We start from the raw sequence: 15,403 nt of genomic DNA, 5'->3' as shown, positions 1-15,403 counted from the left end.
TCATCATAATATATAATCATTAAATCAATCAAAAAATGAACAGTTTATCAATCAAAAATCTCAGCAAAACGTATGAGAACGGCACACAGGCAATCAATGATGTGTCTCTGGAAATTACGAACGGAATGTTTGGCTTATTGGGACCAAACGGAGCCGGAAAGTCTACTTTAATGCGAACTGTTGCGGCTTTGCAGGAACCAACTTCGGGAAGTATTGTCTTTAACGGAATCAATATTCTGGAAAAACCAATGTATATAAGAGAAAATCTGGGATATCTACCACAGGAATTTGGCGTTTATCCTAAAATTTCGGCTTATCGTTTATTGGATCATTTGGCAATTTTGAAGGGAATTGTCAATAAACAAGAAAGACACGATCAGATTCTGACTTTATTACAACAAACCAATTTACTGCAACACAAAGATAAAGCAGTTCACTCCTTTTCTGGCGGAATGCGTCAGCGTTTTGGAATTGCTCAGGCTTTATTGGGAAATCCGAAGATTATTATTGTCGATGAACCTACAGCGGGACTTGATCCTGAAGAAAGAAATCGTTTCAATAATCTTTTAAGCGAAATTGGCGAAAGCATTATTGTACTTTTATCAACTCATATTGTCGAAGATGTTCAGGATTTGTGTACCAAGATGGCGATTATCTCAAACGGAAAATTGATTCTGGAAGGAAATCCAAATGAAACAATTACTTTATTAAAGGATAAAATCTGGATGAAAGCGATTCATAAATCTGAATTGCAGGATTATCAAACGAATTTCAACATTATATCCTCGCATTTGAATTCGGGTAAACTAAATATTCATGTTTTTGCAGATCAACAACCGGATTCTGGTTTCGACTTAATTTCTCCTGATTTAAGTGATGTTTATTTTAGTGTTTTAGCTCAAAATCAATTTAAAAAGTAGCGTTATGTTTTCAAAATTATTACAATTTGAATGGCATAACAATACCGGAAACTGGAGCTTTTATGCCACATTTTTAGTTTATTTGATCTTAGGATTTTTCGTTAGCGCTTTTGCCAATTTCTCTTTTTCAGGCGCGTACAAAAACAGTCCTTATGTGCTGACTTATGCTATTGGTTTGATTTCCTTAACGACGATTTTCTCAACTACGCTTCAGGTTGCGCAGAATTTTCTAAAAGAATACGAAACTAAATTCGACTCGATCATTTTTACGACGCCTATTTCTAAGTTTCATTATTTAGGAAGTAAGTTTATTGCTGCTTTTGGAATTGCAGTTGTTTCTTTTGGCCTGTTTATAATCGGGATGATAATTGGTCATTTGATGCCTTGGTTGTCCAAAGATGAAATTGGTCCGTTTTCGTTTCTGAATTATTTTTGGCCGTATTTGGTTTTGGTTATTCCGAATATATTATTGTGTCTTTCTGTTTTGACGACTTTGGCTTGGTTAACAAGAAGCAAACTCTTTATATATGTAGGCGGTTTTATGGTTTACATTTTATATATCGCCGGTTCATTATTCTCCAACTCTCCTATTTTTGCCAATGCTTCGCCTTCGTCAGCGGCTGCAATGTCGTTTGCTGCAAAAGTAGATCCGTTTGGGTTAGCTGCTTTTCTGGAACAAACGAGATATTTTACTGCTATCCAGAAAAACACCAATCTTCTGGATTTATCCGGTAATTTTCTGTTCAATAGAATTCTTTGGTTAAGTATTTCTGTTCTATTGATTTTGGTTTCTTATCGTTTCTTCTCTTTTAGAAAAACGAAAACTAAAAAAGTAAAACCAATTAAAGTTCTAAAAACTGAAAATCTTTCTTTTTCTACAGAAGCACCCAAAAATATTGAATTCAGAACTTTTAAACACAATTTCTTAGTTTTTAAAAGTTACATCAAAATGGATGTTTCTCTTATCTTGAAAGGAATTCCGTTTCTATTAATTGCGCTTTTATTCTCAGGATTATTAGCAATTGAAATTTCAGACGAGATTGACGGCGGAATCAGATTACCGCAAAACATCGCTAATACTGCTTTGATGATTAGTACGATTATGGATCGTTTGCCTTTTATTCTGATTATCATTCTACTTTTTTATAGCAACGAATTGATAAACCGAAGCGAAACTTCTAGATTTGAAATGTTAGAAAACACAACGCCTTATCAACAAACGATCGTTTTACTCTCAAAAATCATTTCGCTTTTTACGATTCCACTTATTATAATTGCTTTAAGTATTTTAATTGGTTGTGGTTTTCAAATCTTTCATGACAATGCTCTAATAGAATTTGGGATTTATCTTTCGTTATTTTATTATTTAGGTTTCCCTATTTTATTGATTTCGATTTTAGTTGTTTTTATTCAAACGGTTGTTTCTAATAAATATCTTGGACTTTCTGTCGCAACGATTATTACGATCTTACTAAGTACCGGAATTGGAGAACAATTAGGAATTTCTCATCCTTTATTGAGATTTGGTGATTCTTTTAAAAGAGAATATTTTGATTTGAATGGTTTCGGAAAATATACTTTTGTATTTGATTTTTCGATGTTGTACAATTTCGGACTGGCTTTAATTCTATTAATTTTGACAGGAATTTTATGGAAACGAAACACTTCTGTCTTAAAATCATTCCGAAGACATTCGTTTAATACTATCAAAAAAACGGTTTTCACTTTGGGAATTCTACTGTTTATTGGCTTTGGAAGTTATCTTTTTTATAAAACCAATATTGAATATCCCTATATTACTGAAGAAGATCAGAACAATTGGAGTGAACAATATGAGTTGCAATTCAAAAAATATACTGATTTACGGCAACCGACTATAACTTCTGTAAAAAGTAATTTGGATTTATTTCCATCTGAAAATAGATATGTTGTAAAAGGAACGTACGAATTAATCAATAATGCCGAAAAACCAATTGATAGTTTACTCCTATATATAGATCGAAATTCCAAATTAACTTCAATTGAAATTCCGAACTCTAAAAAGTTAAATGATGTTTCAGAATTCAATCATTATTGGTTTCGATTAGAAAAATCACTTTTACGGCATCAGAAAATGAAGATTTCGTTTTCGTTTGAATCAACTTGGTCGCCGTTTAAAGGTCATACTTCTTTTAATTCGATTATCGAAAATGGCTCTTTCATGCGAATAAGTCGTTATTATCCTTATTTTGGTTATCAGGATTCTAACGAAATTGAAAGTAAAAAAGAACGTTTAAAAAGACATTTACCCGCTCAAAGTCCGCTTAAAAAACTGGAAGATAAATCGATAGTTCCATATAATTTTATTGATTATGAAACTGTTGTTTCTACTTCTCAAAATCAAACTGCAATAGGAATTGGTGATTTAATTGGAAAATGGAGAAAAGGCGATCGTAATTACTTTCATTATAAATCAAATGGAAAAATTCCATTTCGATTTGCTTTTTCTTCTGCCGAATATAAAATTCAAAAAACAGTTTATAAAGGTATTTCTATTGAAGTTTATTACGATGCGCGACATTCCAGAAATGTTCCGAAACTTATAAAAGATATAGAAAACACAGTAGATTATTGCCAAAACAACTTTGGCAAATATCCATACAAAACAATTCGTTATGCCGAAATTTCTGCTTTCGTTAATGGTTTTGCGGCGACTTCATATCCTTCGACGGTTTTTATGAAAGAGAATTTTGGTTTTTACAGTGATTTAAATCATCGTGATAAAGAAGATATTATCAATCAATTAACGGCACATGAATTATCGCACGAATGGTGGGGAAATTCACAGATTAGTCCGGAACAGAAAGAGGGAAGCTGGATTTTGACCGAAACTTTAGCGCAATACACGGAACTGATGCTTTATGAAAAAGAACATGGATTGGAAAAAGCGCTGGAAACTTTAAAAATTCATCTCGATTTGTATTTAAGCAGCCGAAGTTGTGATCCTGAAATGCCTCTTTATAAAACAAATTACGACACGCCACATTTACCTTATGATAAAGGAATGCTTGTAATACATCAATTGCGAATGTTAATTGGAGAAGAAAAAGTCAATCTAGCTTTGAGAAATTTCTTAAATCATTATAAATTTCCAAACCAAACGCCGGATTCCGAAGATTTATTAAAAGAGATTTATTTAGTTACCAATCCTAAACTGCATTATAAACTGGATGAAATGTTCAAACAAATTATTACATATTCATCAAATGTAGTTTCGGTTGAGAGTCGAAAGAAAAACGGTTTTTATGAAGTTTCCTTTAAAGTGAATTCTGAAAAATATTCTGAGAATGCAACCGGAAAACGAAAACTGATTGCAAACGATTCAATAATAGATATTGGAGTTTATGATGAAAACGGAAAATTATTTTCTTATCCATTTTCGATAAAAAATAATTCGGTTGAAGGGAAAATCAAACTTAAAACCAAACCTCAACGCATTATTGTTGATCCGTATTTAAAGAATATCGATACTTTTTATAAGGATAACGAAAAGGAAATTAATTAGTTTTTTTGCCACGAATTACACGAATTTTCGCTAATTTTTATTCAGTTTGAGCTGAATTTAATTTGTGGAAATTCGTGTAATTCGTGGCAAAAACTTTTCTTATTTCAACTCAATTGTAATTAATTTATGCTTTGTTTTTCCATCGCTAGAAATCTTGAAATCTGTTGAATTGGCTTCTATTTCAAATTTATCTGGTGTATCAATTGCTAACGAAATAGCACGATATCTAAATGTTTCGGGAATTTCAGGAAGTTCAATTGTTACTATTCCATCTTTATTATTTTGCTCGTAATTAATTTTGATTCTATCACGAAGCCAAATATATTCGTAAACTTCCTGCCAAGGCGCCATCCAAATACTATCATCTCCTTTTACTCCATATTTATTGGCAATTGTGGTCATAAAATATTTAAAATCGGGAAAACGCATGCTTAAATTCCAAAGATTTTGATTTCCAACTCCGTGAGTGAATGCGTTGTACCAAACAGGATTCGGTAATTTTGCAACTGAATCCAATGTTTTCAAATAGCGATCCATAGTTTTAAACCCAATTGTATCTTTTGAACTTTGAACAAATGTTCTGGCATAAATCATTTTATCAAGATTTACTTTTTCCTTTACATCAATTATTGGTCCTGAACCTACATAAGAAGCGACAGAAAAAGAACCATTTGCCAATGCGTCTCTTTCATATTCTAATTGATATCCAGGATCGCTCTCGCCGCCAGGAACTACAAACTGAGATATTACAAAACCTAAATTTTGTTTTATAGAAGCTGTATTTTCGGTTACTTCAGTCAAAAAATTAGTTCCGTGTTTGGTTGCATGATGAAAACCATGATTCAAAACATCCCAACCCGCATCATACATTTCCTTTACTTCTGCCCACGAAAGATGTCCTCGTGAAGCGGAGAAATCTCCAATTGCCGCGCCGTTAATGGCTAAACCTAATTTAAACGGAATCTTAGTTCCCAGATTATTGGTATAAAAAAGTCCTTTTGAAGTTGTTCCGTCTCCGCCTTGATCGTTTTTCCATTCGCTAATTTCTTTACCGCTTATTTTTCCTCCATTCAATAAAGGAAAAGCCGTTAGATAAGTTGATCGATAACCGTCATCAACAGTAAAACTATAGGCTAAATGTTTATTGAATTTTAAAGCCGAAGCTTGAATTTTTATTTTGTCAGCTGACTTTGATTTTATTTTAAATGAAATCAATTTTGGTTGTAGCGAATCCATTTTCAGAATTGGCGTATTTGCCGAGCAAACAAATATTCCATTAATGAGAAGAAAAGCTATTGATAAAAATGTTTTGATTTCGAGTTGTGGTATTTTCATTTGAAATATCTGATTTAGAGTTCCTAAAGATACATTTCTTTGAAAAAACTGCTTCAAAAAATTGATATTTCAATAGTATAAAATTGCATTTAACGATATATAATAATAATTATCAGACAAAACGGAAGTAGTTCCTTTATAATCAATACTTTACAAATAAGGCATGTAGTTTGTTATTTCTTAAATATTCAAAAAATCTCAAACTATCTTATTATGTACCTATCTAATACAAGAACTATTGTGTTTATTACGGGAGCGTTTGTGAGTCATTCTTGCTGGCAGGAATGGATTGTTTTTTTTGAAAATAAAGGATACAAAACCGTTGCTCCGCCGTGGCCTTACAAAAATGAATTGGCCGAAACTTTAAGAAGTGAACATCCGGATTCTAAAATTGCTCAACTGCGATTAAACATCTTAATAGGGTATTATACGGAGATTATCGAAAAACTTCCTGAAAAACCCATTTTAATCGGACATTCTTATGGTGGTCTTTTGACACAATTATTGATTCAAAAAGAACTTGCTGCCGCGGGAGTTTGCCTGCATTCTTTTCCTCCGAGAGGTGTTATTACGACAAAATTTTCATTTTATAAAGCCACATGGAAATCTTTGGGCTTTTTCTCCTCTGCAAAAAAGACCTATTTAATGTCGTTTAAAGAATGGCAATTTGCCTTTGCAAACGGAATGGAGTTTGAAGAACAGAAAGAATCCTATGAAAAATTGGCAATTCCGGAATCTAAGCAAGTAATACGTGATATAATAATTTCAAATTCGGCTAAAATTAATTTTAAAAAACCACACGTTCCAATACTTTTTTTATCAGGTTCCAATGATAATATTATACCGTCGTCGCTTAATTATTCTAATTTTAAAAAGTACAAAAATGTGCATTCTATAACTTGTTATAAAGAATTTGAAAATAAAAATCATTTCGTTCTTGGACAATTGAACTGGCAAGAAACGGCTGATTTCATTGTCAATTGGCTGGAGAAAATCAGTTTAATTTAATTCTCTTTTGATTTCCAGTTTTTTGATTTTCGAATTTAATGTCGAAGGATGAATATCCAGAATTTCTGCTGCACCGCCGGTTCCTGAGATTTTTCCGTTGCATTTTTTCAGAATATATAGAATATAATCTCGTTCATTTTCCAGAATAGTTTTAATCGAAAATGACTCGTTTGTCTGATCAGGATGCATTTTTGAAGATGGCGAAAATTCGATTTCTTTAATTGTATTTCCGTCCGTCAATAAAATGGCGCGTTGTATTACGTGTTCTAATTCTCTAATATTTCCCGGCCAATTATAATTCATAATCTGCTGTAAAGCATCATCTGAAAGTGAAGGTGTTTTTCTGCCCATTTTCTCGCTGTAAACTTGCGTAAAATAACGTGCCAATTCCGGAATATCTTCTTTTCGTTTTTTTAATGGCGGAACCATAATTGGAAAAACATGCAAACGATAATACAAATCCATTCTAAATCGTCCGGCTGCAACTTCTTCTTCTAAGTTTTTATTAGTTGCCGCAATAATTCTCACATCAATTTTCAGAGGAGCTTTCCCGCCAATACGTTCGATTTCTCTTTCTTGCAAAACACGCAATAATTTAACCTGAAGTTCTAATGGCATCTCTCCTATTTCATCCAGAAAAATAGTTCCTCCGTCTGCTAATTCAAATTTACCAATTCGCTTGTCTAAAGCTCCGGTAAAAGCACCTCTTTCATGTCCAAAAAGCAAAGATTCTGCAAGATTTTCCGGAATGGCGCCACAATTTATAATCACCAAAGGTTTATCTTTTCTAGGAGAAAGCGCATGAATACTTTGGGCAATTTTTTCTTTTCCAGTTCCGCTTTCGCCTAAAACTAAAACAGAAGTATCTGATGGAGCAACTTTTCGAATATAATCAAAAACAGTTATCATATGACTGCTGTTTCCTATAATTCCTTCGAAACCAACTGCCTTTTTATCAACATTTAAATTCTTATTTACGGTTTCTTTTTTAACTTTTTCATCCAAATTTGGAGCTCCTCCTGAATAGGCTTTATTCACAAACTGAAGCAAATTACTTTCTAAATTTGATAGCAATTTTAAATTTTCATCTGAATATACGCTGAAGTTTCTACTGTAAAAAGTAAAATAAAATCTTTGAACTGACGCAATTGTAATTGGAAAAACCAAATAAGATTTGATTCCGAAATTATGAGATATTAAACTTTTTATTGGTGCTTCCTGAAAATTATTAATCAAAGCTTCCTCACTATATATAATAGGTTTGGCATCTGGTTTTGATTTTTTGTAAGTTTCATTTAATTCTTTTACAGAAACATCTGCTATTTTGGACAGTTTTTCTGAACTGATAATTTGATAATCGTCTATGCTTTTTCGCATAATACCCAAATTATCATAATTGGTTGTATTAAGAAAACCAACTTCTAAATAATCAAACGAAATAAAAGATTGTATCGTTTTTGCAAATGCCAAAAGCGCTTCTTCCTTTTTTAAATCAGAATTTACAATTTCATTAATTCCGTTTTGAAGCTCTAATTGCTGCACTAATTGTGATTCTAAACTATATTCCTGACGATAAAATGCAATCTCAAGCGTAGTTAAAACATCTTGTTCTCTAAATGGTTTAACGATAAATCCGTAAGGTTGTGTCGTTTTTGCCTGATCTAAAATACTTTTACTGGAATTTGCCGAAATGTATATGAATCCAATTCGGTTTTCTTTTAGAATCTGAGCAAGATCTATTCCGTTTCGAGCTCCTTTTAACATAATATCCACAAAAACTAAATCGGGCTTTTCATTCTGAATTTGCTCCAAAGCCTGATCAACAGAACGTGCAATTCCGGTAACTTCATAATTTGCTTTTTCGAGTATTAATTGCAAATCATGCGCTTCAATAAATTGATCTTCAACAATTAAAATTCTCTTTTTAAATGCCTTTTCAGATGTATTATTTATTCCACCGGAATTCGTTTTCATAATTGTGGTACTTTTAGTATTATATCAACGTATTATATTGGTATAAAATTAGTTAATTATTCGAAGTAAAACTCTAATTTATCAAAATATAAAACATAAAAAACCGCTTTTATGTGAATTTTCCTGATATTATTCTAAAAAGCAAACCCTGTTTATTTTATATTTGTTTGGTATAAAACAACTTAGAATTAAATCCTAATCAGCATATGAAACAAACGTATACTTTCTGTTTTTTATTCTTCTTTATATTTCAATCCTGGGCTCAAACTTCGCCTTCTGTAGCTAAATATGATTTAAAGAAAAAAAGGCTTTTGATTCAGGCTTCTTCCATGTATTTGTACAATTCAAATCAAGGTGCAATTGATGTAGATAGTTCTGTAGTTCTTGCCTGTAAAGCTTATAAATTGCCCGTTTCTTTAGCATATGACGAAGGTTTTAACGACGGTTCTTATTTGATAGGAAAGGATTTAATCGAAAAAAGCGATATTAATTCCGCAAAACGTCTTCTGGCGAAATCAAATGGCGAAAATGCAATTAAATTATCGCTTCAGTTGGGTAATTTCTATCTTTTTAAACCCGGAACAAAACCTGAAGATCTTAAAAATGCTCTCCTATATATTGAAAAAGCTGTTGCTATAAGTAATCAGCTTAAAGCAAGAAAATGGCAGAATCAAAGTTTGATACTTCTTGGCAAATATTATGCTCAAGCCAATAATCCTGTAGAAAGTAAAAATTGTTTTGTTCAGGTAATAAACGATTGCAAAAAGCAAAACGATAAGTTAGGTCTTGCAGATGCTTTAGACGCGCAAGGAACGCTTTTATCAAATCTTGATCCTGAAAAAGAGAAAATTCTTCAGGAAGCGATTTCTCTTTATGCTTCCTTAGGATTGGAAGAAAAGAGAATAGAACCTTATATGAAGATTACAACTATTTATTTTTGGACGGGGAGAATCAATGACGCCAGAAAAAGGTTGTATCAAAATTTAGTCGATCTGCGAAAAATTGGTTTCACACATCAGCAATTTGCAGAAACTACAATTGCTTATATAGAACTGAATCAGCGAAGTATAAAAACGGCTTTATATTATGCTCTAAAAAGTGTAGAAAGAATGGAAACCGAAAAAGATTACACTTTAGGCGAAATCTTTTATCTGCGTTTAGGCGACGTTTATAATATTTACGGCCATAATGAAGCTGCCTTAGAAATGTACAAAAAAGGTATTGATCTTGGACATCAAAACATAGATAGCGGTACTTGGTATAAAAGTTTTTTTGGCGCTGTTGCCGCTTTATCTTTAAAAGGAAAAACTAAAGAAGCTCTGGATTACATCAATTCAACGACTGCAAAATATCCTCCAAAAAGTACTTTTGATAAAATGTCCGTTAATTATATTAAGGGCAATTGCTACTATACTTTAAAAGATTATGTTCAAGCCGAAAAGTATTTTAAAGAAACGGATTATTATGCGGCACAGCTAAATACTCCCGAAACTTTTCATGAGGTTGTCCATCAATATACTCAAATATCTTTGTTTTACATCGAAACAAATAGACCACAAAAAGCTAAATTTTATACTGATAAAGTTTTTGCTCTTTGTAAAATTTACAACAAAAATTATAATTCGCAGGGATTTCAGTATTTATTATTCAAAACAGATTCTGTTAATGGTAATTATAAAAGCGCAATAAAGCATTTTGAAAATTTCAAGCAAATAAGTGATTCTACTCTTGGCGTTTCTAAAAACAAACAAATTGAAGAACTTAAAATTGAGTATGAAACTAAAAATAAAGAACAAAAAATCAAGCTCTTAGACGATCAGTCGAAACTACAGGAAAGTGAATTACATAAATCAAAAATCCTAAATAATTTATCGATTTGGAGTTTGATTTTGCTTTTGATTACAATTGCTTTATTGTATAATCGATACCGTTTAAAACAACGAAATCACGCTAAACTTGAACTGAAAGAAAGAGAAATCAACCAGAAAAATATTAATCTGAGACATTTACTGGATGAAAAAGAATGGTTGCTGAAAGAGATTCATCATCGTGTAAAAAACAATCTTCAAACAGTAATAAGTCTGTTGAATTCTCAATCTGCATATTTGGATAATGATATGGCATTATCAGCTATAAAAAATAGTCAGCACAGAATTCATTCGATGTCTTTGATTCATCAGAAACTTTATAATTCTGAAAATATTTCGACGATAAATATGCCAAATTATATTAGAGAATTGATCGAATATTTGAAAGATTCCTTCAATCTTGGACAAAGAATTAGGTTCGAAATAAAAATAGATCCGTTAGAATTAGATGTTGCTCAGGCGGTTCCGCTAGGACTTATTTTGAATGAAGCGATAACAAATTCTATAAAATATGCTTTTCCCGATGATCGAACCGGAATGATTTATATCACACTTGAAGCAACAACAGAAAATCGATATTTACTAACAATATCTGATAACGGAATTGGTGTTGATTCTGATTTTAGTGGCAAGAAAATCAATTCATTCGGCATGAGTTTAATAAAAGGCTTGAGTGATGATTTGGAGGCAAAATTCTCTATGGAAAATGATAATGGAACTATTTTGAAAATTGAATTTTCGCAAGAATTTCCAATCAATCAAAAAAGATGAATAATTTAAAACCTAAATTTGTACTTCAAAAATGAATTTCCATTCAAGACTTTTCCTCAAATGACACATAAAATTTTAATCATAGACGACGAAGAAAAACTCAGAAGTCTGTTGACACGTATTATAAAATCAGAAGGCTTTGAAGTGATTGAAGCTAAAGATTTGAAATCAGGTTTTAAAAAACTCGAACAAACGGATATTGATGTCGTTTTATGTGATGTAAAATTACCTGACGGAAATGGCGTTGATTTTCTGCAAAACATAAAAGGTAGTTTTCCTTTGATTGAAGTTATTTTATTGACTGCTTTCGGAAATATTCCTGACGGTGTTCAGGCCATGAAAAATGGTGCTTTTGATTATATCGTAAAAGGTGATGATAACGACAAAATTATTCCGCTTTTATACAAAGCTGTCGAGAAAGCGCAATTACAAAAAAAAGTAAAACAACTCGAGAAACGTATTAACGATAAATATTCTTTCAACACCATTATCGGAAAATCAAAAGGAATTGAACAGGTTATTGATTTAGCCAAAAAAGTGGCAAAAACCGATTCTACTGTTTTACTTACTGGCGAAACCGGAACCGGAAAAGAAGTTTTTGCACAAGCAATACATGAAAACAGTAATCGCGTTGGCAAATCTTTTGTCGCTTTAAACTGCAGTACTTTTAGTAAAGAAATTCTGGAAAGCGAATTATTCGGTCATAAACAAGGTGCTTTTACCGGAGCTTTAAAAGATAAAAAAGGATTTATTGAAGAAGCCAACGGCGGAACTTTATTCCTTGATGAAATTGGAGAAATGCCAATTGAATTGCAAGCCAAATTATTACGCGTTTTAGAAACCAGCGAATATATTCCGATTGGAGACACAACTCCCAAAAAATCAAATTTCAGATTAATTGCCGCAACAAACAGAGATTTAAAAGTAGAAAGTGAAGAACACCGTTTTCGCTCTGACTTGTATTTCCGTTTGAATATTTTTGAGATTACACTTCCGCCTTTGCGTGAAAGAATAAAAGATATTCAGCCTATAACAAACTATTTTGTAAAGCAATTTTCTGAAAAAACGAATAAAAAAAACTTGAATGTTTCAGATGATTTTCTTCAGAAATTAGAAAATTATTCTTGGCCGGGAAACATTCGTGAACTTAAAAATGTTATAGAAAGATCTGTAATTCTAAGCAATGGCGATATTTTAACCGCTGATGTTTTACCGTATGAAATGCAGCATCAACCTGAAAAAGCTACAAAATCAATGTCCGCTTTTTCTATGCAAAGTGTCGAGAAACTTCATATTCAGAAGGTTTTAAATTATACAAAAGGTAATAAAGCTGAAACTGCTCGTTTACTAGAAATTGGAATTGCGACTTTGTATCGAAAATTAGAAGAATATAGTATTCAATAACAATTGCAAATTTCAATATCAATATCAAATCTAAAGAATATTACATTTTACAATTCACAATTAATAATTAAAAATCATCCTATCATTTCAATAAAAGCTTATCATTTTGATAGGCTTTTTTTATGCCTGATTTTTGGCACGAAACTACATTTCTTTCATTGACAAGACTTTAGCTATAACTTGAGTTTTTCGGAACGTATTTTGGCATAAGTGGGAAGAACATAAAAATTCATTCTCATGAAAAACCAAGTCTGCACAATCTACAAACAAGCTGAACGCTTTGCTGAAATAACCAAAAAATCTATTATTTCTGGTAACATCGTTCGTGCAAAAAAATGTCTGGCTCTTGCTGAACGCCTTTTTATCAGCGGAAGCAACGAAACTAAAAACGCCATTTCTAATGTGTATGTTTTCTCTGTTTCTTCTTTTATGGAAGTACGTCACTGCAACATTTCACATCTTTTTCCACAAACGCTTAAAGCGGAATATATCAAACAAATTAATACTTCGGGCGTATAAAAAAGTTTAATCGGTTAACTGTTTAATCGAAAAAGCCATAATCTAAAATCTGAACTCTAAAATCATCTCTATATGTTAATCACTTTTCTTTTACTCGCATTAGCCGTTGTGTTGTTTGCGATTTGTTTTAAATCAGTTGAATTCTTTGAAAAAATCTAAATCATGACTGCACTATTTATTGTTTCCATCGCCGTTTTCGGCTATTTGGTTTATGTATTAATCAAACCCGAAAAATTTTAATGATGTTAAAAGTTATAAGTGAGATGTTAGATATTAAACGTCAATCTCCTTTTACAAATCACATCTGACATTTCACTAAAATTTAAAAAATTATGAACACAGAATTATTAGGCGTCATCAGTATTTTTATCGTTTCGATAGTTTTAGCCATTCCGTTAGGAAAATATATCGCTAAAGTTTATTTAGGAGATAAAACACTTTTTGATCCGATTTTCAATCCAATTGAAAAATTTATTTTTAAAATCAGCGGTATTAATTCCACTGAAGAAATGAACTGGAAACAACACTTAAAAGCACTTTTAAGTATCAACATGATTTGGTTCTTTCTTTGTTTTTTTGTCTTATTATTTCAGGGATCGTTATTTTTAAATCCCGACAACAATCCATCAATGTCACCGGATTTGGCCTTTAACACCGCCATTTCGTTTGTAGTAAACTGTAACTTACAACATTATTCAGGTGAAAGTGGAGTTTCTTACCTATCACAAATGTTCTTAATGTTCTTGCAATTTGTTTCTGCTGGTGTCGGTATGGCTGCTGCAGCGATGATTTTTACTGCAATGAAAGAGAGAACTACAGATAAATTGGGGAATTTTTACAACTATTTCATCAAAAGTTGTACACGTATATTATTACCACTTTCAGTAATTGTTGCTACTATATTAGCGTTCAGCGGTACTCCGATGGATTTTGACAGTAAAGATTCTATCACAACTTTACAAGGTGATCACGTTGACGTTTCCCGCGGACCTGCAGCTGCTTTTATTGCCATTAAACATTTAGGTACAAATGGTGGTGGATTTTTTGGAGCCAACTCAGCGCATCCATTAGAGAATCCAACTTATTTTACAAATGCTGTTGAGCTTTGGGCACAATTAATTGTTCCGTTTGCAATGATCTTTGCTTTAGGTTTTTATCTAAAGAAAAAGAAATTATCATATGTAATTTTTGGAGTTATGACCGTTGGATTCTTACTACTGGTTATTCCAACAATGATGACGGAAATGAACGGAAATCCAGCTATCGAGAAAATGGGAATTGCTCAAACAACCGGAGCGATGGAAGGAAAAGAAGTTCGGTTTGGACCAGCGGTTTCAGGATTCTGGAGTATTGCTACAACCGTAATTTCTACAGGTTCTGTAAATAGTATGCACGATAGTTCAATGCCGGTTTCCGGAGCAATGGAATTACTTGCCATGATGGTCAATGCGTTTTATGGCGGTTGTGGTGTTGGTATTCTTAACTTCTACATTTTCATCATTCTGGCTGTATTTATTTCCGGATTAATGGTTGGTCGAACTCCTGAATTTTTAGGAAAGAAAATTGAAGCGCGGGAAGTTAAAATTGCAGCTTTTATCGCAATTCTTCACCCTTTATTAATATTAGCAGGAACAGCTTTGGCTTCTTATTTTGCTGCAAACGACACTGCAATGGGTTACTGGTTTAGCGGAAACGCAACAGGCTGGTTAAACAATCCTGGACATCACGGATTCTCTGAAATGTTATACGAATATACTTCGAGTGCTGCCAATAATGGTTCTGGTTTTGAAGGTTTGGGCGATAATAATCCGTTCTGGAATATCACTACAGGAATTGTGTTGTTATTAAGTCGTTTCATTCCTATCGTTGGTCCATTGGCAATTGCAGGATTATTGGCTAATAAAAAATACATTCCGGAAAGTGCAGGAACTTTAAAAACCGACACTTCTATTTTTGGAATAATGGTTTTTGCCGTAATCGCAATTATTGCCGCTTTATCATTCTTCCCAGCGTTGGCTTTAGGTCCATTGGCAGAATATTTTACTTTAAAATAATATAAA

The 15,403-nt window shown here is 32.4% G+C and carries 10 protein-coding genes; 8 read left to right on the top strand and 2 right to left on the bottom strand.

Annotated elements, in window-relative coordinates; translation table 11 throughout:
* Nucleotides 1-35 precede the first annotated feature (35 nt).
* Together WN975_RS25230 and WN975_RS25225 are read left to right on the top strand one after the other, a co-directional pair.
* Nucleotides 36-920 carry an ABC transporter ATP-binding protein gene (locus tag WN975_RS25230; RefSeq protein ID WP_337968877.1) on the top strand — a complete coding sequence of 295 codons (885 nt, stop codon included), beginning with the start codon at nt 36-38 and terminating at the stop codon, nt 918-920.
* A gap of 4 nt (nt 921-924) precedes the next feature.
* Nucleotides 925-4,464: a M1 family aminopeptidase gene (locus WN975_RS25225; RefSeq protein ID WP_337968876.1), complete on the top strand. Its 3,540-nt coding sequence runs from the start codon at nt 925-927 to the stop codon at nt 4,462-4,464.
* 99 nt (nt 4,465-4,563) lie between these two features.
* Here WN975_RS25225 and WN975_RS25220 read toward each other — a convergent pair whose 3' ends face one another.
* The gene (locus WN975_RS25220) at nt 4,564-5,799 is read right to left on the bottom strand and encodes a polysaccharide deacetylase family protein (RefSeq protein ID WP_337968875.1); all 1,236 of its coding nucleotides are present in this window, start codon (nt 5,797-5,799) and stop codon (nt 4,564-4,566) included.
* Nucleotides 5,800-6,012: 213 nt separating this feature from the next.
* Between WN975_RS25220 and WN975_RS25215 the strand changes: the two genes are divergently transcribed.
* Nucleotides 6,013-6,807 carry an alpha/beta hydrolase gene (locus tag WN975_RS25215; protein WP_337968874.1) on the top strand — a complete coding sequence of 265 codons (795 nt, stop codon included), beginning with the start codon at nt 6,013-6,015 and terminating at the stop codon, nt 6,805-6,807.
* Here WN975_RS25215 and WN975_RS25210 read toward each other — a convergent pair.
* Complete coding sequence (locus WN975_RS25210) at nt 6,799-8,781, bottom strand: sigma 54-interacting response regulator (RefSeq protein WP_337968873.1); 1,983 nt, start codon at nt 8,779-8,781, stop codon at nt 6,799-6,801. The two genes, WN975_RS25215 and WN975_RS25210, sit on opposite strands and share 9 nt — an antisense overlap.
* A gap of 206 nt (nt 8,782-8,987) precedes the next feature.
* On the opposite strand from WN975_RS25210, the gene WN975_RS25205 reads away from it, so the two are divergent.
* The 5 genes from WN975_RS25205 (at nt 8,988) to kdpA (ending at nt 15,397) form a co-directional block, all read left to right on the top strand.
* Nucleotides 8,988-11,420: a sensor histidine kinase gene (locus WN975_RS25205; RefSeq protein ID WP_337968872.1), complete on the top strand. Its 2,433-nt coding sequence runs from the start codon at nt 8,988-8,990 to the stop codon at nt 11,418-11,420.
* Nucleotides 11,421-11,480: 60 nt separating this feature from the next.
* Nucleotides 11,481-12,824: a sigma-54 dependent transcriptional regulator gene (locus WN975_RS25200; protein ID WP_337968871.1), complete on the top strand. Its 1,344-nt coding sequence runs from the start codon at nt 11,481-11,483 to the stop codon at nt 12,822-12,824.
* A 237-nt stretch (nt 12,825-13,061) separates the two neighbouring features.
* Nucleotides 13,062-13,343: a hypothetical protein gene (locus tag WN975_RS25195; protein ID WP_099711176.1), complete on the top strand. Its 282-nt coding sequence runs from the start codon at nt 13,062-13,064 to the stop codon at nt 13,341-13,343.
* Between the two features lie 162 nt (nt 13,344-13,505).
* Complete coding sequence (gene kdpF, locus WN975_RS25190; protein ID WP_073075461.1) at nt 13,506-13,583, top strand: K(+)-transporting ATPase subunit F; 78 nt, start codon at nt 13,506-13,508, stop codon at nt 13,581-13,583.
* Nucleotides 13,584-13,675: 92 nt separating this feature from the next.
* A complete protein-coding gene (kdpA, locus tag WN975_RS25185; protein WP_337968870.1) occupies nt 13,676-15,397 on the top strand; it encodes a potassium-transporting ATPase subunit KdpA in 1,722 nt (573 codons plus the stop codon).
* Nucleotides 15,398-15,403: the final 6 nt, after the last annotated feature.

Origin of the sequence: uncultured Flavobacterium sp., from assembly GCF_951805225.1 — a bacterium.
In the GTDB taxonomy this organism is placed as follows: Bacteria; Bacteroidota; Bacteroidia; order Flavobacteriales; family Flavobacteriaceae; genus Flavobacterium.
The sequence above is the reverse complement of the archived record's forward strand: the minus strand, read 5'-3'. Positions and strand labels throughout refer to the sequence as shown.